At 46.4% G+C, this 22,169-nt stretch carries 15 protein-coding genes; 2 read left to right on the forward strand and 13 right to left on the reverse strand.

Translation table 11 applies throughout. The annotated features are described in order from the left end of the window. Positions 1–8: 8 nt before the first annotated feature. The 12 genes from CLIN57ABFB40_RS13620 to CLIN57ABFB40_RS13675 all read right to left on the reverse strand — a co-directional run bounded on the left by CLIN57ABFB40_RS13620 (position 9) and on the right by CLIN57ABFB40_RS13675 (position 18,633). Positions 9–3,338 carry a SusC/RagA family TonB-linked outer membrane protein gene (locus CLIN57ABFB40_RS13620; RefSeq protein ID WP_175630596.1) on the reverse strand — a complete coding sequence of 1,110 codons (3,330 nt, stop codon included), beginning with the start codon at positions 3,336–3,338 and terminating at the stop codon, positions 9–11. Positions 3,339–4,159: 821 nt separating this feature from the next. Beyond that, positions 4,160–4,774, reverse strand: a complete 615-nt coding sequence (locus CLIN57ABFB40_RS13625) for a polysaccharide deacetylase family protein (RefSeq protein ID WP_175630597.1) — start codon at positions 4,772–4,774, stop codon at positions 4,160–4,162. A 116-nt stretch (positions 4,775–4,890) separates the two neighbouring features. Further along, a complete protein-coding gene (locus CLIN57ABFB40_RS13630) occupies positions 4,891–8,307 on the reverse strand; it encodes a DUF2723 domain-containing protein (RefSeq protein WP_175630598.1) in 3,417 nt (1,138 codons plus the stop codon). 160 nt (positions 8,308–8,467) lie between these two features. After that, entirely contained in the window at positions 8,468–9,229 is a 762-nt protein-coding gene (locus CLIN57ABFB40_RS13635; protein WP_175630599.1) for a metal ABC transporter ATP-binding protein, read from the reverse strand. A 31-nt stretch (positions 9,230–9,260) separates the two neighbouring features. Then, positions 9,261–10,190 (reverse strand): metal ABC transporter solute-binding protein, Zn/Mn family, encoded by a 930-nt coding sequence (locus CLIN57ABFB40_RS13640; RefSeq protein ID WP_175630600.1) that lies wholly within the window; start codon positions 10,188–10,190, stop codon positions 9,261–9,263. A 47-nt stretch (positions 10,191–10,237) separates the two neighbouring features. Further along, positions 10,238–10,993: a tRNA (5-methylaminomethyl-2-thiouridine)(34)-methyltransferase MnmD gene (gene mnmD, locus CLIN57ABFB40_RS13645; protein WP_175630601.1), complete on the reverse strand. Its 756-nt coding sequence runs from the start codon at positions 10,991–10,993 to the stop codon at positions 10,238–10,240. Positions 10,994–11,052: 59 nt separating this feature from the next. Next, positions 11,053–11,532 carry a YqaA family protein gene (locus CLIN57ABFB40_RS13650; protein ID WP_175630602.1) on the reverse strand — a complete coding sequence of 160 codons (480 nt, stop codon included), beginning with the start codon at positions 11,530–11,532 and terminating at the stop codon, positions 11,053–11,055. Beyond that, complete coding sequence (locus CLIN57ABFB40_RS13655) at positions 11,517–12,527, reverse strand: hypothetical protein (protein ID WP_175630603.1); 1,011 nt, start codon at positions 12,525–12,527, stop codon at positions 11,517–11,519. Before CLIN57ABFB40_RS13655 ends, CLIN57ABFB40_RS13650 begins: the two co-directional genes overlap by 16 nt. A gap of 237 nt (positions 12,528–12,764) precedes the next feature. Then, complete coding sequence (gene purD, locus CLIN57ABFB40_RS13660; RefSeq protein ID WP_175630604.1) at positions 12,765–14,039, reverse strand: phosphoribosylamine--glycine ligase; 1,275 nt, start codon at positions 14,037–14,039, stop codon at positions 12,765–12,767. A gap of 57 nt (positions 14,040–14,096) precedes the next feature. Then, positions 14,097–16,238, reverse strand: a complete 2,142-nt coding sequence (locus CLIN57ABFB40_RS13665) for a S9 family peptidase (protein ID WP_175630605.1) — start codon at positions 16,236–16,238, stop codon at positions 14,097–14,099. A gap of 54 nt (positions 16,239–16,292) precedes the next feature. Beyond that, positions 16,293–17,711, reverse strand: a complete 1,419-nt coding sequence (locus CLIN57ABFB40_RS13670) for a class I SAM-dependent RNA methyltransferase (protein WP_175630606.1) — start codon at positions 17,709–17,711, stop codon at positions 16,293–16,295. A 16-nt stretch (positions 17,712–17,727) separates the two neighbouring features. Next, complete coding sequence (locus tag CLIN57ABFB40_RS13675; RefSeq protein WP_175630607.1) at positions 17,728–18,633, reverse strand: serine O-acetyltransferase; 906 nt, start codon at positions 18,631–18,633, stop codon at positions 17,728–17,730. Positions 18,634–18,754: 121 nt separating this feature from the next. Here CLIN57ABFB40_RS13675 and CLIN57ABFB40_RS13680 point away from each other — a divergent pair, with 121 nt between their 5' ends. Both CLIN57ABFB40_RS13680 and CLIN57ABFB40_RS13685 read left to right on the forward strand, forming a co-directional pair. Then, entirely contained in the window at positions 18,755–20,788 is a 2,034-nt protein-coding gene (locus tag CLIN57ABFB40_RS13680) for a histidine kinase (protein ID WP_175630608.1), read from the forward strand. Then, positions 20,785–21,564, forward strand: a complete 780-nt coding sequence (locus tag CLIN57ABFB40_RS13685) for a LytR/AlgR family response regulator transcription factor (RefSeq protein ID WP_175630609.1) — start codon at positions 20,785–20,787, stop codon at positions 21,562–21,564. The genes CLIN57ABFB40_RS13680 and CLIN57ABFB40_RS13685 overlap by 4 nt, the downstream gene beginning before the upstream one ends. Before the next feature lie 95 nt (positions 21,565–21,659). Here the strand turns inward: CLIN57ABFB40_RS13685 and CLIN57ABFB40_RS13690 are convergent, their stop codons facing one another. Further along, positions 21,660–22,055 (reverse strand): DUF3836 domain-containing protein, encoded by a 396-nt coding sequence (locus CLIN57ABFB40_RS13690; RefSeq protein WP_175630610.1) that lies wholly within the window; start codon positions 22,053–22,055, stop codon positions 21,660–21,662. Positions 22,056–22,169: the final 114 nt, after the last annotated feature.

Below are 22,169 nucleotides of genomic sequence, written 5' to 3' on the forward strand. Positions count from 1 at the left end.
TTTTGCTATTAAATACCTAACTTTAATGTCAGTGTAAATTGTTTGGGAGTAGGAGCAGCTACACCACCGGTGTTGAAGAATTCCGGGTCTTGACCGTTGAGCTTCTTGTCTGCGTAAAGCAGGAACAGGTTGGTGCCTTGAAGTTTCAGTGAAAGACTGGATAGTTTCAATGGTGCAACAAGATGTTTCGGGAAGTCGTAGCCCACTGAGATTTCCTTCATCCTGATAAAGTCTCCTTTGGCAATGCGTGCCGTAGAGTAGTTGTATGCATTGTATGCGTATGACAGGTTGGTGTCATTCTTGTTTTGGCGTTTGGAAGCTATCACAGGAATGTCCGTCTTGTTTTCATCGCCTGGAACTATCCAACGGTTGTTGAACTCTTTGGGGGTAGCAGTCAGGTCATTGTATTCTTTCTTAAATACGGGGTCGAGCCTTACCACATTACCGAAAGAGTAAGTAATGAATACGTTTAATGATAGTCCTTTGTAGCGGAAGATGTTGCCGAAGCTACCAACGTCTGTTGGGTCTACATTGCCGGAGTATTCGAGGAAACCGAGTTTTTCGGGGTCGCTCGTTTGGAAGTAGATACCTGTTGTAGAGATGTTTCCATCTTGGTCAAGGAAAGTAGGAAGTCCTTCCTGGTTCAACCCTTTGAAGGGGATGGAGAAAAGAGAACGTACGGGATATCCTTCTTGCGCGAAACCGTTGCCCGAAACAAGGTCGATAATGCGTTTGCTTGTTTTCAACTTGGTTACTTCGTTTTTAGAGTGTGAGTAGATGATATTGGTAGTCCATGAGAAATCTTTTGTCTTAATGTTGTTGGTAGTAAGGCTAAGCTCCACACCGCTTGATTTCATGGTGGCGATATTTCCGTACTTTTGGATTTGTCCGCCCAATCCTTGCGTGGTGGCCAATCCGATCAAGTCGTAGTTGCGGCGGCTGTACCAATCTACTTCCAAATTGATACGGTTATTGAGGAATCCGGTAGCCAATCCGAAGTTGAACTCGTGCTTTTTCTCATAAGTAAGTTCCTGGTTGGCTACTTCTTTTACATACAGCATACTTTCGTTGACGCTGGCAAACGGACGCCAAGGAGTTTTTGAGCCGATGATGGCGTATGCGTTCGTTACAGAAGGACGTTCGGCGGTTAAAGAGTAAGAACCTTTCAGTGTCAGGTGCGACAGCGCCGGTTCCAATGTTTTGAACCATTCTTCTTCGTGCATATTCCATGAAGCGGCAACGTTCCATGTGGGTAACCACCGTGCTGTGCGGCTTTTTCCAAGTGAGTTGGTTCCTTCGTAACGGATTGTACCATTCAGCGTGTATCTTCCTTTGTAAGAGTATGTGGCGTTGCCAAAGAAGGCTGCGCTGCGTTCGTGGCGGTTGGTGAGAGTATAATATTGTGAGTTTTCTTCTTGGCCTTTTTTAAACGCTTGGTAAGCGTAATTGGCTACTTCGCCCATTGAATATTGCATACCCCATCCGCGGAACCAAGTGGAGTGGCGGTCTACCGAGTTGGTTTCCATACCACCATAGAAATTGACAATGTGTTTTTCATTGAACACATCGTTGTAACTGACAGATGCGCGCATATCCCATTTGAACATATTGCGGTCGGTGCGCTCGTAGATACCACCGTTGGGGAGAATGCTGATAGGCAGTGCATAAATGTTGTCGGGGTCGGTATATAGCAACGGATTTTTGTCGCGTATGGTAGCTGTAGGCATGGCGCGATAGGCTTGTGCTTGGTTGGAGTTGTCTTCGATGAAGTGCTCTTGCGAGGTAGTGGTGCTTTGGATACCGCCCAATAAGGATAATTCGACTTTTGAACAGGGCTTGTAGGTGAAGCGTCCTGTCAGTCGGAAGTCGCCTACGCCCAATTTCATGTAGTTATTTTCCAGTTCATTGAATATATTGAATGGGGCATAATTACGAGTGTAGAACTCATTGGGGTTGAGCGTACGTGAGGTATTCATAGAGTATGAATAGGGGTTGATATCGAAGTCTCGTTTCACTTCTCCTGATACGGGATCGGTTTCGCTGCCCAGTGTTCCCGGTGCTTTTTGTTTACGGTAGGAAGCATTTCCGATCAAGTTGAAATCAAGTTGCTTTGAAAGTTTGAATGTAGAATTCAAGTTGGCTGTGAAACGTTGTACGGAACTTTGTTGGTACCATCCCGGATCTAACATTGCACTGGCTGATACATAATGCTGTGCTTTTTCAGTACCGGAAGATAGGCTGACCGAGTGGTTGTGCATGATGCTGGTAGAAAATAGGCGGTCGAACCAATCGGTGTTGCGGTATTCTGCTGCACGTAAGTATTCTGCTTTGGCGCTTTCGCTATTGATTAATCCGAATTGTCCCGATGTTCTGTCGTACTCGGAGATGAGCTGGTACATTTTCCCGTACACACCGCTGCTGGATGCATTGGCGATTTCCGCATAGTTCAAATAGCCTTTTTGTGCCAATTCCTGGTAAACGGCCATTTGGTCTTGTGAATTCATGATATTGTAAGTGTTGTAGCTTGGCTTCAGACGCATTGTAAATTCGCCCGTGTAGCTGATATGGTTTTGTCCTGCTTTACCTTTTTTGGTGGTTACTACAATTACACCTGCCATAGCGCGTGCACCGTAAATGGAGGTTGCAGAACCGTCTTTCAGGATTTGGAAGCTCTCGATGTCGTCGGCATTCAAACCGGCAATGGCAGAAGAAATCAAGGTTTCTGCATTACCCGATGACAATTCGTCTGCCGATACTTCCACTACGTCTTCCATGATAACGCCGTCTACTACCCATAACGGCTTGGAACTACCATAGATAGATGTAGCGCCACGTACGCGAATTTTAGGGGCTGTACCGAATGTTCCTGATACATTTTGAACAGATACACCGGCAGCGCGACCTTCCAACCCACGGCTGATGTCGGCCATACCGTTTAGCTTTACGTTGTCTGCCGTTAGTTTCGTTGAGGCTCCCGTAAACAATCGTTTGTCCATTTTCTGCATACCTGTTACTACTACTTCTTCCAGAACTTCAGAGTCCGGTTGAAGTATGATTTTTATGGTACCAGCTTTGATGGCAACCTCTTGGGTTTTCATTCCAATATAGCTGACTTTCAAAGTTCTAGCAGTACTTGGTGCATTGTCGATAGTGAACTGACCATCAATATTGGTAACTGTTCCTAACGTTGTACCTTTTATTAAAACGGATGCTCCTACTACAGGCTGGTCGTCTTCTTCCGAAATAACGACTCCTGTCACCTTTCTAGGCGTTTGGGCAATCATCAGGCCTACGCTTGTAAATAAGCAGACCAATAACAACATTACTTTTTTGTTCATAAACACTTCTTTATATATTTAAGAATTACTAAACCTTACTTCAAATATTCAAGCAACTACCGCAAAGATAAGTATAAAATTGTAAAATAGAAATAAGTAATCCTAAATCAAGGGAGTTGCATTGGCTATTTTATTCTATTATTTTAGAGTATAATTCTATAAAATAATTATTATTAATATGACACAATTTAATGCATGTATTGCGTTTTAATGTCTAAATAATGACATTTTGGTATTTATTGCATGTTGTTTATGTGTGTTAATAGCGTAAATTAATGTAAAAATGAATTGCGGGAAAAGCAATTGAAACCTTAGTTTATTTAGATGCTATCTAAATTAATTATGGTTTGTTTTTTCTATGAAATAATAAACGCCAGCATTCATTATCTATATCGCAACATTAATTTATATAAGACGAAATTTACCAAGTACTGCTAGGACTTGGTAAATTAATTACATTGATATGTAGGCTCAAGAGATTGCTGTGACTGGTAGCATTAAATTGTCCTTCTTTATAGAGAGTTAGGGTTAATTGATATCTTCTTTGAATTTGAATATCATGCGCCTTTTTAAATAGATTAAGCAAAAGCTTCTTTGATAAAAAGAAACTTTTGCTTAATTTTTTCTTTCAGAAAAAGAAAGAAAATCAAGAATGTGTCTTTATGGGAAAAAAGAATTGATTGTAGGATTTCAAACCTCACTATCGGTAGAGGTACGTCTTCGTAAACTTACTCCACCTGTTGATAGGGAAGAACACAACAGCGCTTGGTGTGAGAAGATGCGGTAGATCTTCTCTTTTTCTGTTTTCTCGAAGGTTGTTATTATAACACCTTGAACTCATACCCTTCCCCTTTCAGGAATTCAATGGCACGAGGAAGCGCATATTGCAGATTACCATTGTTCCACGACTTCAGTGAATCATGGAAAGTGATGATGGAACCGTTGCGTGCATAGTGCTTCACATTGTTCAATACCTGTTCCGGGCGCATCCTTTTACTATAATCACGAGTCACGAGATCCCACATGATAATGCGGTAATGATGGCGCAAAGTATAATACTGCCGGAATCCCATGTGTCCGTGTGGCGGACGGAAGAGATCAGAATGGATAATTTCGTCTACCTTTTGGGCGTTTGCGAGGTAATCCGGATTGGAATATTCAAATCCACGGATGTGGTTGAAGGTATGGTTACCGATGCGGTGTCCCTGTTCTACCACCATCCGGTATTCATCCGGGTGCTTGCGTATATTGTCGCCTACCATAAAGAAGGTAGCTTTAATATGATGCTTTTCCAATACTTCCAGTACCCAGGGAGTTACTTCAGGAATAGGACCGTCGTCAAAAGTCAGGTAAACTGCCCGTTCGTTTGGGTCCATTCGGAAAATAGCTTGTGGATACAACGCCCGTAAAAGCCAGGGGGGTTGTTCTATAAACATTTTGTGTAGCGGTTAGTGGTTAGTGATTAGTGATTAACAGTATAGTGATTAGTGGTTAACAGTCCGGCTGTTGTTCAGTAGGAAAAATTAATCACTAATCACTATACCATTAACCACTACTTACTCCCTTTCATTCTCGTCACATACTCGTTGTATAGTTGATCGAGCTGTTCGGAGTAGTGTTTTGCGAGTTCTTCTGATTTATATTTCTCCATCAGACGGATTTCGGCGTCAAGCAGGCTGGCGTTATATATGAAATTCTCGCCGGCGATGGAAAGCTGGTTATCACTCAGGCTGAGATACCAAGTCATGTATTCGAGCGACTTGTTGGCAAGTTCGTCGATAATCTTGTTGGCTTTCTCGTTTTCTCCCAGTTGGTAATAAGATTCCGCCATCTGGAAAGCGCCGTTTGCCCAGTCGTACGGTACGTTGTAAGACGGAATCATCTTTTCGGCATAGTCCAGTGCGGCAAGCGCTTTGTCCTTTTTGCCTTCTTTGATGAGCTGGCCTACAAGCTGCGTGAAGATACGGCGGTGCGTGTAGCACATACGCATCACGTTCTCGTCGATGTAGATGCCCGGCTTGTCGATGCCGCCGAACTTGAACTTGTTCATCAGGTTGTCGTACATCTTCTCGCTGTCTATCTTGCTGTCGAGCTTGTCCGTATCAAACGGGGTGAAGCGATAGGCAAGTCCTTCCTGTGTGAAGTGGTTGCCCATGCCGAGATGGTTCTCGCTGCCTACGGTGATTGCCATGTAGATGGGACGTTCCCAGTTGGCGTTGGCAAGCATTTCGAGCATCATCAACTCACTCTTGTAGAGGGCGCGTTTCGGGTTGCCGTTGGCGTCTCTTAGGGTAATGGTCATGTATTCAGGGATGGAGTCGCCCAATGCTTCCGGTATCTTCATGCCAGAGCGGCGTACAGCTTCCTTGTCTATCTTCATTACGATGCTGTCCGTAGGGATAAGCGGTAATTGTATATCCTTGCCGGACTTCTTGAGGAGCTCTTTCAACTGGTCGTTCTTGCCAAGCATCCAGCGGTTGATGATTTCCTTCAGTTCGTAAGGATTCTCGCCGAAGATGGAGTGAACGAGCGATAGAATAGTCGTGTCTCCCTGTGCTGCCAGTTCATTGGCTTGTTTGAAGTAGCTGTCGATGAGGACTTTCATTTCCGGGCGGATAGAGATATACTCATTCTGTCCTTCCACATATTGTACACGATCCCAGGTGATAGGAAGCGACGGAGAATCGTAAGCCGGACGCTTCATCTGGTCGATATACCAGTCGGTTTGCAGGTAACTCAAGTTACAGGTACGGGCATCCGTACGGAAGCCTTCCGTTTCCTGGTTATACCACAAGGGGAAAGTGTCGTTGTCGCCATTGGTGTAGATAATCGGGTTGCCTTCTTCCTGCAAAGTCATCAGGTAGTTCTGACCGAAATCACGTGCTACGAAACGTCCGCTGCGGTCGTGGTCGTCCCACGTTTGTCCCGCCATTTGGATGGGAACAAATAGGCAGAGGACAGATGCCAGGGCGGCTGCCGGAAGTTCCTGCATCTTGCAGTATTCGCGCAGCATGCGGATGATGCCTGCCACTCCCATACCTACCCAGATGGCGAAGGCATAGAACGAGCCGGCATATGCGTAGTCTCGCTCACGCGGCTGTGCAGGGGTCTGGTTGAGGTAGAGCACGATGGCGATACCCGTCATAAAGAACAGGAAGAATACCACCCAGAATTGCTGGATACCCCGCTGGCTGTGGTAAGCCTGCCAGAAGAGCCCTATCAGACCGAGAATCAACGGCAGACAGTAGAACACATTGTGTCCTTTATTATTCTTGAGGTCTTGTGGAAGCAGTTCCTGATTGCCTACCAGCAGATTGTCGATAAACGGAATACCCGTAATCCAGTTGCCATGTTCTATCTCTCCGGTGCTCTGTATGTCGTTCTGTCGTCCGGCAAAGTTCCACATGAAGTAACGCCAATACATGAAATTCAACTGGTAGGAGAAGAAGAACTTGATATTCTCCCATTGGGTAGGCATATTCACCATCACCATTTCCCCGCACTGGTCGTACGGTACGTCATAGCCTTTGATGTCCACCCATTGCTTGTAGAGCGGGGCGTGTGACGAGCTGTACATACGCGGGAAAAGCATATTCTGTGCGTATTCGTATTCGATACGTCCGGGGAGTTCGATATAGGAGTCTTTTTCGTCCGGTGAAGTCTTTTCTTTGCGGACATATTTGGTTCCTGTTTCCGATTGGCGAGGGATACAATAACCGTCTTTTACGTCGAGTGCCACTTTTGATGAGAAGGCGGGACCGTAGAACAGCGGACGGGTTCCGTATTGTTCACGACCGAGGTATTCGCCCAACGTGAATATGTCTTCCGGTGAGTTCTGGTCCATCGGAGTGTTGGCGGTGGAACGGATGACGATGAGCGCATAAGAGGAGTATCCGATAACAATCATCATGGTGCACAGCAACGCCGTATTCATGGTGCGGGCGGAAATGCGCCATTTCTCTTTAATCTTCTCTTGTACGCCCGGAGCAAGATAGAGCGCCAATGCGGCAATCACAAGGATACCGATAATGATACTGCTTGCTCCATGCCCGTAGAATGGGATACCGAGCAGGGCGATTGTCACGATAAAGGAGACAGCCATGCGCATCTTGTTCTTCTCGGTGTAGCTTTCGTACACACCCCAGATAAGGGCGGCTGCAAGCAGAATGATGTAAACCACTACGCCGGAGTTGAACGACATGCCGAGCCCGTTGACAAACAGCAGTTCGAACCAGCCGCCTACTTTCACGATACCCGGCACGATGCCGTAAAGTACGGCAGCTACAAGCACCATTGAGCCGCAGAGGGCGATTAATGAGCCTTTTGCAGTGGCATTCGGAGTTTTCTTATAATAGTAAACCAGCACGATAGCGGGCAGACAAAGCAAGTTCAGCAAGTGCACACCGATACTTAACCCCGTAAGGTAAGCGATGAGGATAATCCAACGGTCGCTGTGAGGCTGGTCGGCCACGTCTTCCCACTTCAGAATCAGCCAGAAAACGACTGCGGTGAACAGGGACGAGAATGCATATACTTCACCCTCTACGGCCGAGAACCAGAATGTGTCACTGAACGTATAGACCAGTGCACCGACCAGTCCGCTACCCATAATGGTGATAAGCTGTCCCTTGGTGATGTTGTTTTCATCGGTGATAATCAGTTTGCGAACCAGGTGGGTGATGCTCCAGAAAAGGAACAGGATACAGGCGCCGCTCATCAGGGCACTCATATAGTTTACCATTTTCGCTACGGTGGTCACATCGGAAGCAAATTGGGTAAACAAGTTCGCCATCAGCATGAAAAAAGGTGCGCCGGGCGGGTGACCGACTTCCAGTTTGTAGCCGGTGGTTATAAACTCAGGGCAATCCCAGAAACTTGCGGTCGGTTCTATCGTGAGACAATAGACTGTCGCCGCAATGATGAATGTAAGCCAACCCATGAGGTTGTTTACGGTTCTGTACTGTTTCATTAGCACTATCGTAGTTTATTCGTTAAAAACAAGTTATGCGGTCGCAAAGATAGTGATTTACCTGTATATAGGAGAAGAAAGTAAGATTTATTAAGTATAAGGAGACGCTTTGGGTGATAATAAATCTAAATCTTCCGACAGGTATTAACCGATAAGGTTGTCAGGTATTGCATCCTTTATGATGGTGATGCTCCCCCAAGATACGGTGCGGCAATGTCCCGTGTCCGAGCAGCTCGATAGGGCAGTTGAAGTTCCTTTCCAACCATTCCGTAGTGACACCGGTGTCCGGATGGTAATCCAGCGTTTCGTTGACACAGGCGATAGATTTCACTTGTTGCAGCACGGTGCCGATGTCATGGCTGACGAGGATAATGGCACACTCTTTATTGATTTCAGCCAGTAACTCATAGAGCCGTGCTTCAAAACGCTTGTCGATATACGTGCTGGGCTCATCAAGGATAAGTACTGAGGGGTCGGAGATTATGGCACGTCCTAAAAGGGCGCGTTGCAATTGTCCGCCGCTCAATTGTCCGATAGCACGGTGTTCAAGCCCTTCGAGCCCCATGCGGGCGATGACTTGTCTGCCTTTCTCTTTCTGTTCGGGTGTGAATCGGGATGCCAGTGATTTTTGTATGCTCAGACCGGAGAGGATTACTTCTTCTACCGAGATGGGAAATTTCCGGTCGATGGTGCTGTATTGGGGCAGATAGCCCAGTGAAGGTTTGCAATTGAAGACAATTTCCCCGCCGGTGGGCTTGAGCAAGCCCAGGATACATTTTATAAGTGTTGTCTTTCCACCGCCGTTCGGACCGATAATACCCAGGAAATCCCGTTCGTAGACAGCAAGGTTGATGTCATGGAGAACGTTGCGGCCGTCGTATCCGGCAGAAAGATTCTTTATTTCGATAATTGGCTTTGTCATTGGGGTTCCTCTGATATTATTTTCTAGTCGTTTATTCTTTTGTTTCGGCAGGAGCGAGAGCTTTGGCTACATTCAGCATCTCTTCTTCCCAGTCATAGCTTAGCGGATTGATGGGGACAACCTTCGTTCCGGTCTGCTGCGCGATTGTTTCCGCATTGCGTTTGTCAAATTCCGGCTGGACGAAAATGACATGTACATCTTCTTCCTTACAGAGGTCTATCAGCTCTTTCAGGTGGGCGGGAGAAGGTTCTTTGCCGCTTTCCTCAATAGAAATCTGATGCAATCCGTAGTCGCGGGCGAAGTAGGAGAGTGCCGGATGGTAAATCATAAAGGCCTTGGCAGCTTCCGGTGCGGAGAGTTGTTGGCGAATCAGGCTGTCGGTATGTTGGATACGCTGACAGAGGGAGTCGTAGCGTGCCATGTAGTATGCATCGTTGGCTTTATCCAGTTGGCTGAGGGCTTTGTAGGTGTTTCCGGCGATGATTAATGCATTGGTGGTAGAATTCCATACATGGGGCTCTACGGCGTGAGTATGTCCGTCATGAGGGCCATGTCCGTGACCGTGGTCATGGTCGCCATTGTTAAGGATAAGGTCGATGCCTTTGGAAGTATCGAATACTTGGATATGGGGCGTATTGTTCATCAGGCGCTCCATCCATGCCTGTTCGAAGCCGATGTATCCGATGCGGAAATAGGCTTTGCTATCTCCGAGGGAAACCAGTTGCTGGGGGATAGGGTCGTATGTCTCCGGGCTGGAACCTTTGGGAACCATGCTGATTACCTTGAACTTGTCTCCTGCGATGGCTTCGGTGAAATAACGCTGGGGTTCGAGTGTGACGGTAATCACCGGCTTTTCTGTTTCGCCGTCGCTACCTTTGGACGCACGTCCTGTGCAGGCTGCCACTAACAGGCAGGTACTGAGGAGAAGGAGCGTTCTTATATCTTTTAGTTGCTTTCTCATGGTTTCTCTTTTATTTCGAGGGTTTCTTTTTATCTTATTCTTGTTTTTTACTCTTGTTTACGGGCGCGTAATATCTCTCGTTTACCGCCCGGAGGTCCCGGAAGACGTTCTACGATGAATCCGGCTGCTTGCAACATCCGGCGGACAACGCCTTTGGCACAGTAAGTGGTCAGGATACCGTCTTTAGCTAATAGAACATAAAGGCAGTTGAATAGTTCTTGCGACCACATTTCCGGCTGTTTTTCCGGTGCGAAAGCATCGAAGTAGACGAGGTTGAATTGAGAGTTGAGAATTGAGAATTGAGAAATGGCTGCGCTGTTATTCGCATTGTTTATTCTCAACTCTCCATGCTCAATTTTCAACTTATTAAAGTCCTCTTGTACTTTCCGTAAGGTAAAGTGTGGGGTTAAGTGTATTTCTTCTTCCCAGGGGGATGTATGTAGCTGTTTGAAAAGTCCGATAGCTGCTTGCTGTTCGCCGTTTACCGTTACTTGTTCATTGTCAGTGACATAGTTCAGTTGCTCTATCATCTGCCATTCCAAAGGATACAGTTCCAAGCCTGTATAGTGTACGTTCCGGCCGCTTCTTTCTGCTTCTTCGAGTGTGAGCCAGGCATTTAGTCCTGTTCCGAAGCCTATCTCAAGGACACGTGGAGAAGTGGCGGCAGATGCTTTCAACCCCATATCAATGAAGATATGTTGCGATTCCGTGCGTGCCCCTTTCGTTGAATGATAATGCTCATTCAATTCCGGTACGAACAGGGTAGCACTCCCGTCTTCGGTTCTCTCAATAATTCTTTCCATCACGCAATCTATAAAATACTTAATACCTGATACTTAATGCTTGATACTTGGGAAATTCCCTATCCTGCCACTGCATCCCAGGCGCTTTCGAGCACATACAGAAGAAGGATATAACGTACCAGCTTGCCGACGAACATGGAACCTACGGTAAGCCATGTATTGCTCCGCATAAATCCCAGTGCAATAGCGATTACTTCTCCAATGGCGGGAAGAAAGGCAAAGAATGCCATCAATGCTCCCTTTCCTTGCAGGAAGTTCACCATTTTATCTACTTTTTCTTTCTTTACTTTGAAGTATTTCTCAATCCAGCTTATTTTGCCCAGACGCCCCATATAGTAACACGTCATTCCGCCGGCTGTATTGCCTAAAGTGGCGGACAGCAGGCAGGCGACAGGGGGCAGGCCGAGTTTCACCAGTGTCACCAGTACCAGTTCGGAACTGAAGGGCACGATGCTTCCCGCCAGTAATGCCGAGATGAATAATCCCGGAAGTCCCCACTCTATGAGGAGTTGTACTATTGAATCTATAAAAGCGTCCATATATTAAATGCGAATAAAAGGATGAGGCCGACCAGCGATACAATGAAAAACACATTCGAGCTTTTACTGTTGGTCAGTACAAAAAAATGTCCGATAAGGATGCTGCAACTTATCATAAGCAGCGGCAGCAAATCGCTGCAATAGTTCGGCTGGATGGCTATCAGCAGGAAGAGGAAGATGGTCAGGTCTATCAGGAATTGAAGATAGGCGCGTGTACGTATCTTGTCCTCAAAGCCGGCGGCAATGCAATGAACGGCGCTGACAATGAACAGCACGAGTAGGTAGCCGAGCACGGCCAGTTCCCAGGTTTGAAGAATCTGCAAGTTAAAGGCTTCGCCGAAAGTTGTCAGTTCGATGAATGGACGGTAGAACAGTTCCATTTCATTGTAGAAAAAGGCGTGCCCGAACAGCATCCAGTAGGGGAGTGTCCATCCTATCAGCGCACCGCAGAAACTGCGTGGCGTGAGTGCTTGGAACCGGTAGGCTTCGAGCAGCCAAAGCACTGTTAAAACAGTGAGTTGGGGGAAAAGGATGCTTCCTGCCCCGATGAAGAAAAAGGAATAGAACAGATAACCTGATGAATGCGATTGCTGATAACTTCTGAATAGGAAATAGATGGAAATGAGGAGAGCCAGGGCAGCAATGTCTCCTGCATATAACAGGTGCATCTCCGGACAGGCGGTGACCAGCAGGAAGTAGATGGCTGTCTGCATGGAAGCCCTCATACGGATGATGCCGAACTGGTTGTTCAGTTCTATCAGGAAATAGCCGATAACGGCGTAGACAAGAAGACTGACGATTCGTTCCGCCCAACCCGGGAGCAGAGAGTCACGGGTAGCTTGCCAAAACGAGGGAAGGCTTTCCTGTGTGGTGGAAGTTATGAGGTCGGGAAATAAAAAATAGGTCGACACCCAGCAGAGGGTGCAGATAAGGATAACGACGGGCAGGGTGAGCCGTCCTGCTGTTATCTGATTTTGTAGTTTTTTATTTCTCATGAATCTATCACTCGTTATCTGTCTACTTTGGATTTCATAGATGCAAATACTTGATATTCAGGGTACTAATAGCTTGCCTGAACGGTATTGGCAACTAATTTCTCAGGTGTTAATACTTGAGTTCCCAACTGTTAATACTTCTCGGCTCAACTGTTAATACTTGACGAGCCAACTATTAATAGCCTGCAAACAGGGTGTTACCACTCTGTTTGGGCAGGCTACAGAATCTGTTTTCTATTACAAGTCGAATCCGATGTCGCGACGGAAGTATTTCTTGTCGAAATCAATCATATCCGCCACTTTGTAGCTCTGTGCAAGCGCTTCCTCTTTCGTTGCGCCGTAAGAGCAGACCGCAATGACACGTCCGCCGTTTGTGACTATCTGTCCGTCTTTCAGAGCCGTTCCGGCATGGAAGATGATGCTGTCCGTAGCGGCAGCCTGTTCCAGTCCTTTGATGGGGAATCCTTTTTCGTAGGCTTCAGGATAACCGCCGCTGACGAGGATTACGCAACCAGCCGCGCGTGGGTCCATCACCAGTGTTTTCTCGTTCAGGTTGCCTGCGGCTGTGGCTTCAAGCAGTTCGACGAGGTCGCTCTGGATGCGGAGCATCACGCTTTCTGTTTCGGGGTCGCCCATGCGGACGTTGTATTCGATAACCATCGGTTCGCCTTTCACTCTGATAAGTCCGAGGAAGATAAAGCCTTTGTAAGTGATGTTTTCTTCTTTCAGACCGTTGATAGTCGGTTCGATGATGCGTGTACGTACCTTTTCCATGTATGTCTCGTCAGCAAACGGGACAGGAGTTACGCTACCCATTCCGCCTGTGTTGAGTCCTTTGTCGCCTTCGCCGATACGTTTGTAGTCTTTGGCTACGGGAAGTACTTTGTAGTTCTCGCCGTCCGTGAGGACGAATACGGAGCATTCGATACCGCTCAGGAATTCTTCAATCACAACAGTTGCAGAGGCAGAGCCGAACATGCCGCCCAGCATTTCTTTCAGTTCTTTCTTTGCTTCGTCCAGCGTAGGAAGGATAAGAACGCCTTTTCCGGCACAAAGACCGTCGGCTTTCAGTACATAGGGAGCTTCCAGTGTCTCAAGGAAAGCGAGCCCTTCTTCGAGGTTATCGGCGGTAATGCTTTTGTAACGGGCTGTCGGGATGTTGTGGCGCATCATAAAGCCTTTTGCAAATTCCTTGCTTCCTTCCAGTTGCGCTCCTTTTGCCGATGGACCGATAACGGCGATGTGTTTCAGCTCGGGACGTTCTTGGAAATAGTCGTAGATGCCTTCTACCAACGGGTCTTCGGGGCCTACCACTACCATTTCGACGTTTTCTTTCAAGGCGAAAGTGCTGATAGCTTCAAAATCAGTTGCTTTGATGTTGACATTCTCGCCTACGGCAGTTGTTCCGGCATTTCCCGGGGCAATGTATAGTTTTTCAACTTTCGGACTTTGGGCAATTTTCCATGCAAGCGCATGTTCGCGGCCGCCCGAGCCTAGTAATAATATCTTCATCTTTGTACTGTTATAAGTTATATTGTAATTTGTTATGCTATGGATGCGGTTACTTTGTTACAGGTTCTGTTCAAAGTAACGGGTGATTTTCTCGTGCAGATGTACACGGTCGCGACCTAATACGTTATGCTTGTGGCACGGGTAAATGAACAGGTCGGGGTAGGTGCGGGCGTCTACACAGGCTTTCATGAACGACAGGGTGTGCTGTGGCACGCAGGTGTCATCGTGGTCGTCATGGATAATCAGCAGATGACCTTTCAGTTGTCCGGCAAGGTTCTTCAGGTCACATTCTTTGTAGCCTTCGGGATTCGTCTCCGGAGTGTCCATATAGCGTTCACCGTACATTATCTCATAATATCCCCAGTCGATTACAGGACCGCCGGCAACGCCTACTTTGAATATTTCCGGGTAGCGGAGTAACAGGGCGGTGGTCATGTGCCCGCCAAAGCTCCATCCGTGCACGCCGATACGTTCGTCGTCTACGTAGGGAAGGGATTTCAGGAATTCGACGCCTTTCACCTGGTCTTTACCCTCTTCGATGCCGAGACGGCGGAAGGTGGCGTTTTCAAATTCCAGTCCGCGGTTGCTGCTGCCACGATTGTCGATGGTGAACATGATATAGCCTTTGTTTGCCATGTAGGTGTCCCATCCGCGTGCACCGTTCTGCCAGCCGCCGGTGACGCATTGTGCGTGAGGACCGCCGTAGACGTAGATAATGGTCGGGTATTTCTTGGACGGGTCGAAATCTGCCGGTTTCATAAGCCGGTAGTGCAGGTCGGTAGTGCCGTCGGCAGCTTTGATGGTCCCGGTTTCGATACTTGGCATCTGGTAGCCTTCGTAGGGGCTTTTGGCTGTCAGCAGGTTGGCGGTTTCTTTGAAACTCTTGGTGTCTACCAAGTTGATGACGCGGGGCTGGTCTTTCGTCGAATAACGGTCGATAAGATAAGTGCCCGATGCGTTAAGAATACCGCTGTGTTCGCTTTCTTGGCAACTGCTGAACGGTTGGCTCATCTTTCCGTTGCTGACATTTACAGCAAAGTGCCCGCTCTTCAAGCCTTCGATGGCGGTGAAGATGATTTCTTTGCGTTTGGCATTGAAGCCGAGGATGTCTTTTACCAGCCAATTGCCTTTGGTCAACTGTTTCAGCAGTTTGCCTTCTGTATTGTACAGATAGAGGTGGTTGTATCCGTCACGTTGGCTTTGGTAGATGAATTTGGTAGCGTCCCACGGTAGGAATACGATAGGATTTTGCGGCTCTACGTATTTCGGATGCGTCTCTTCGAACAGTGTTTGCATCAGATTACCTGTCTCTGCATTGTATTGGCAGAGTTTGGCGTGATTCTGGTCACGGTTCAACTCTATGAGGTAGAGGCTCTTTTCGTCCGGTGCCCAACTGATATTTGTGAAGTAACGGTCGGTAGGGTCGCCTGTATTCAGGTAAATGCTTTTTCCTGTTGCGGGATTGTAGATGCCTACTTTTACCTGGTGACTGGTCATTCCTGCCATCGGGTAACGGATATTGTTTACCTTTCCCACACGTGCGGTAATGTCTACAAGCGGATATTGTGTGACCATGCTTTCATCCATGCGGTAGAAAGCGAGCAGGCTGCCTTTCGGACTCCAGAAAATACCTTTGTTGATGCCGAACTCATTGCGATGTACGGATTGTCCGCAAACGATGCCTTCGGGTTCGTTGGTTACCGCTTGTTCGTTTACGTACAGGTTGTTGCCTATTGTGTAAGCTACGTTGCCGTTGGCTGCGCAATAGTCTTCATAATTAGCCTTTTCCCTTAGTTTGAGGGTGCTGACAATGCGGTTGTTCTTAAAGTCATATGTGATAAACTTTCCTGCTACTGTGAATAGCATTTGCGGTTTGTCCGCCCACGGGAAGCGGATGGAGTACAGGTGTGATAATTTCCCGGCCTCGTTTTCAGCAAGTACTTTATTGATTTGCTCACGGGTGATAACCATCCTCTCCTTACCCGTTTTAGGCTGAACCGAATAGAGTGTATCTACGCCCGGTTTCATGCATTCATCACCCCACCATTGCAGTCCGTACAGGTTTTCTGCATACAGGTAGCTTTCGCCACCCGGAATCAATTCTTCCAGTGTTGGCTTTTTGGTTTCCTGTGCCATAACATTGAATCCGATTGGTAGTGCCATCAACAGCAGGATAGCTCTTTTTCCAATTTTAATCATTGCTCTTTTTAATTATTTGTTTTTATTTGGACTTACCGTAAACTATTGATGTAATTACTCCTCTTCCTTCTTCGGAATTCTCGGATCCCGATTCCCCTTAAATTCTCTCGGAGCTCTTGAATCTCTTCCCCCGCGGAAGTCTCCCCGTGGTTTTCTATCTCTGTCGGCACCTTTAAAGTCACCGCCTTCTCTACGAGGTTTAAAATCTCCCTCTCTGCGAGGCTTGAACTCTCCTTCGCGACGTGGTTTAAATTCTTTTCTTTCTCTGAATCTTGGAGCTTGTTCTACTTCGGAGTCTTTCTTCTCTTCCCCTTCTCCTTCCTGGCTCTTGAACTCCTTGTACTTTCCGTCAAAAATCTCATATTTACGGAACTCGCATTCCAATGGCCCATTGAACAAAGGAACTTTCTGGCTTGCTTTCAAACCGATTTGGTCGAAACACTCTTCACGATAAGACAGCACCCATGCTTCATTGCCTACAAACGCATGCTTCAGACGCTCGCCAATCATTTGGTAAAGTCCCAGCAAGTCATTCGTAGAGATACGTTCGCCATATGGCGGGTTGGTAATGATGATTGATTTCTCTTTCGGCTGTTCGAACTGTTGGAACGGTTGCAGTTTCAGCACTATATCTTTCGATACGCCCGCAGCTTTTATGTTGTGTGTGGCAATCTCATTCGCTTTCGGATTGTTGTCATATCCGTAAATCTTATGTTCAAACTCACGTTCCTGACTGTCATCATTGTAAATCTCATCGAACATATCCGCATCGAAATCCACCCACTTTTCGAAAGCAAATCCTTTACGGAATACTCCCGGAGCAATATTTTTTGCAATTAGTGCAGCTTCGACGGGAATAGTACCCGAACCGCACATAGGGTCAATCAAATCACACTCCCCGCGCCATCCGGTCATCAGAATCATGCCGGCCGCCAACACCTCGTTGAGCGGAGCTTCCACTGCTTCCTGACGATAACCGCGGCGATGCAGTGATTCTCCGGAAGAGTCCAAAGACAGCGTGCAGGTAGTCTGTGCAATGTGAATATTCAGCAATACATCCGGATTGTTGATGCGGACAGACGGACGTTTTCCGGTTTTCTCGCGGAAGTAGTCTACAATTGCATCTTTTACTTTATACGAAACGAATTTCGAATGGCGGAACTCATCGCTGAACACCACTGCGTCAATAGCAAATGTCTTGTTTACATCAAGATAATCTTCCCATCGAATGGCTTGTATCTGGTTATAAACTTCGTCGGCATTCTTGGCGGTGAAGTTTTTGATAGGTTTCAGGATACGGATAGCGGTACGAAGGCAGAAATTCGCCTTATACATCATACGCTTGTCTCCGGAGAATGAAACCATCCGGCGTCCTATTTGAATGTCGTTGGCTCCTAATACTGTAAGTTCTTCTGCAAGTATCTCTTCCAGTCCTTGGAAGGTCTTGGCAATCATCTCGAATTGTTCGTTCATATATAGTTATTTGATTTTATTTTTTTGCTTTGGTTTGTACGATTCTCGCTCCTGCGGGGACATTCTCTGTCACCCATATATTACCGCCCACAGTTGCGTCGCGCCCGATAGTGATTCTGCCCAGGATAGTGGCATTGGAATAGACAATCACGTTGTCTTCCAGAATCGGGTGGCGGGGGATACCCTTGATGGGCTTTCCATCGGCATCCAACGGGAAACTCTTGGCTCCCAAAGTAACGCCCTGATATAGTTTGACATTGTTGCCGATAATACTTGTAGCACCGATAACGACACCCGTACCGTGGTCGATAGTGAAATGACTGCCGATTTTCGCAGCCGGATGGATGTCAATACCCGTTTCGCTATGTGCCATCTCCGTGATAATACGGGGAATCAAGGGAACGCCCAGTTCCAGCAATTCATGCGCGATGCGGTAGTTGCTGATAGCCTTGATAGCCGGATAACAGAAAATTACCTCACCATAGCTTTCGGCAGCAGGGTCGCCGTTGTAGGCAGCTTCCACGTCAGTTGCCAGTATCCTTCTCATGGCAGGCAGTTTGCTGATAAATTTAGCAGCAAGGCGTGCGGCTTCTTCCCGTTTGGAGTCTGAGCAGACATTGCATTTCCCTTCTATGTTGACACTGAAACACAACCCGGCGAGGATTTGCTCGGAGAGCAAACCGAATAACTTCTCAATATTTACACCAATGTGATAATTGATTGTCCGGCTGTTGATGGTTGAATTCCCGTAATATCCGGGGAAGAGAATGGAACGTGAAAGCTCTATAATTTCATACAAGACTTTAGCAGAGGGCAGTGGCTCGCCATCTTTGTGCTGATGAAACAGTCCTTTGTAAGATTCGCTTTCCGATAGCTCATCGACTGCCTGTGTCAAAATGTGGGTGAAGTTCAGTGGACTCATTAGGTCAGTTGCTCATATTTATATGGGCACAAAGGTATTAAAAAAATAATAAAATTCGTTGGGATTCAGGATAAATAATGTATTTTTGTCACATTCGAAATATGACATGAATAAGGGGCAAATGAAACAAGGGACTACTATGAGCCTATTCTGGTTATTGGGGCTGTTGGTGTTATTGAGTTGTGGATATACTGATAAACATCATAGCGGGTCCTTGTGTGGACAAACTTTTGTTGATTCTTTGGAAACCTGCGTGCAGGATTCTCTGTTTTCCAATGTGCTTTATTCCCGCTCGCAGATACGTGACGCGTTGATACAGGCACAGGATTCACAATCTTATTACCGTCTTATCGCCCTGTACGGAAAAACATTCTTCGTTTCTTCCGATTTTGATTCCATTCTTTATTATCACCGTCAGGTGAAAGAATTCTCGCCTAAGGCTGTCAGATGTTCCCGATGGAATAATGTGCTGTCCGAGATTTATAATATGGAAGGGAATGTATGGATGCAGTTGAACCGTCCTGACTCTGCGATAATGGACTATGAACAGGCGTATAAGTACTGTTTGGAAGGGGAGAAGCTACAACGTCTCCCGGATATTTGCATCAATATGGCCGATGCGTACCTACATCGTGGCGACCTGGCACACACCGCTTCTTATTATCGCCGTGCCTTGTTTCTTTGCGATTCGTTAAACTTGTCGGAACATACGAAATTTCCTATCTACTACGGACTGGGGCAGACCTATATGGAATTACGTGATTTTGTTCTGTCAAATTACTACTATGAACTGGCAGGACAATTCTTCGACGGAATGAGTGTTGCAGAGAAATGGACGTATCTCAACAACCGCGGTAACTATTATTATTACAGAAAGGACTATCAGGAAGCCCTGAAATACATGCGTAGGGCGAATGAACTGGTATCTGCCCATTCGCAAATGGTATTCGAACAGAACTTTATCAAGGTGAATCTGGGAGAGTTGTATGTACTGACTGACAATCTCGACTCTGCGCAAATCTGCCTGGACGATAGCTATCGTTTCTTCTCAAAAATACAGCATAATTCAGCCGTGCACTATATCGAGACCCAAATGATTGAGCTTGCCCTGAAGAAAGGAAATTTAAGGCAGGCACAGAAGATGATTGCCCGTACTGCTCCCGTGGGGCATCTCGATGCTAATATGCTGACCATACGCAACCAATACCTCCAGCATTATTTTGAGCGTATCGGTGATTACCGCCACGCTTATGAATATCTGAAACGCGATCGCCATTTGGATGATTCCATCCGCAGCGAACGGGTGCAGATGCGTGTGGCCGAACTGGATATGCGTTATCGGCAGAATACGGTTGTATTGCGTAAAGAGATGCAGATTCAGCAACAGGCGGGTGAAGTGAGAGCTTTAAAATTAAGCGTTTATATTTGGGTGCTTGTCAGTGTGCTGCTTGTGGTAGGTACAATAGTCATTATCTGGTATATGCGCAAGAAACGAGAATTTCTTCGTGAACGTTTCTTTCAGCAGATAAACCGCATCCGCATGGAGAACCTGCGTAGCCGGATTTCTCCTCATTTTACTTTCAATGTGTTGGGACGTGAGATTAATCAGTTCAATGGCTCGGAGGAAGTGAAAAATAATCTGATGGGGCTGGTGAAATATCTTCGCCGGAGTCTCGAACTGACAGAGAAACTGAGCGTGCCCTTGCAGGACGAACTGGACTTCGTGCGCTCCTATATCGACTTGGAGAAAGGGCGTGTCGGTGATGGTTTTACCCCGACAGTCACGATAGAGGACGGGTTGGACGTTACCCGCATCATAGTTCCCTCTATGATTGTGCAGATTCCCGTGGAGAATGCCATTAAGCACGGGTTGGCGGGAAAGGATGGGGCAAAGGAACTGGCTGTATGTGTCTCCCGCCAAGAGAACGGGGTCTGTATTACGGTTACGGATAACGGGCGGGGATATCTCCCGCAGGTGTCTTCTGCGACACGCGGAACCGGTACGGGTCTGAAAGTCCTTTATCAGACCATCCAGCTATTGAATACGAAAAATAAGAGTGATAAGATACGTTTTGATATAACCAACAGGAATGATGGAAAGACCGGTACTCAGGTATCGGTATATATCCCGTTCCGTTTTTCTTATGATTTATGATGGAGACAGAAGAGAAGTATAAAGTGGTCATCATAGACGATGAACGTACAGCGATTGACGCTTTGCGCCGGGAGTTGGGACCCTATCGTGAATTTGAGGTTAAAGGGGTGGCAAGCAACGGTGCAAAAGGGAAAAAGATGATTATGGAGTTGCATCCGGATTTGTTGTTTCTTGACGTGGAGCTTCCGGATATACTTGGGCTTAACTTGCTGAGTGAGATAAGGGATGATGTGCTGTGGGATATGAAAGTGGTGTTCTACACTTCTTATGACAAGTACCTGTTGCAGGCTTTGCGCGAATCGGCTTTCGATTTCCTGTTGAAGCCTTTTGAAAGTGAAGAATTAAAAGTTATTATAGACCGTTACCGGAAGGTTATGTCGGCTTCCGCTTTACTTCCTCCGCCTTCTTTCGCATCCTCTTTCAGTACCTCGATGCCACAGCATGGCACGTTCATGATTAGCACAGTGACAGGATTCAGATTACTTCGTCTTGAAGAAATCGGCTTCTTTGAGTATCTGAAAGATAAGCGTCAATGGCAGGTAGTATTATTCAACCAAACCCGGTTGAACTTGAAGCGGAACACAAAGGCGGAGGACATTATCGGTTATTCGCAGGCTTTTGTGCAGATTAGTCAGTCGGCTATTGTAAATATAAACTTCCTGGCTATGATTGACGGCAAGTGCTGCCAGCTTTATCCGCCTTTTCATGACAGGAATGATTTGATAATCTCTAGAAATTTCCTGAAAGAACTGCAAGAACGTTTTTACGTGTTGTAACTGCCGACTTGATATTATGATAAATGAGAGACGCCACTTCTTCATCAGAAGCGGCGTCTCTTGTTGTTAGAATATTAGAATGAGAGAGAGTTATGTTACATATTTGTATTATCCATCGTAACGGTCATTTCGGGGACCAGTACGTAGGCTTTTTTCTTGGCGTTCCATTTGTAATAGTTGGTAGTGACAGTCTTGCCCTCATAAATATAGTTGATACGCAAGTCCTTTTGCCATTCATCCTTGCTGCTGTTCCATTTCATGGCTTCGCTTTCAATCATACGTTTTTTGTTATCGTACTTATAATTGTACTTCATGTAGTTGGCAAGTGTGCTCCCGTCTATTTTGTAAACGGTTTGTCCTACTGTTACACCATTTTCTTCTATCGGGTTATAAATCAATTGACCGTCGTAGCTACGTGCAGAAGTAGCAAGCGACACAACAAGAAGAACTGCTGATAAAACGAACATTTTTAAAGATACTTTTGCTTTCATGGCTATTTAAGTTTTTGAGTTATACTTTCATATTTCTATTACCGTATCGGTTTTATGCTGCAAATTTACATATAAATTTGGAGTTTGTGTAATTATAGGGGTGGATTGTTGTCA

The organism is Bacteroides acidifaciens (assembly GCF_903181435.1).
Lineage (GTDB): Bacteria > Bacteroidota > Bacteroidia > Bacteroidales > Bacteroidaceae > Bacteroides.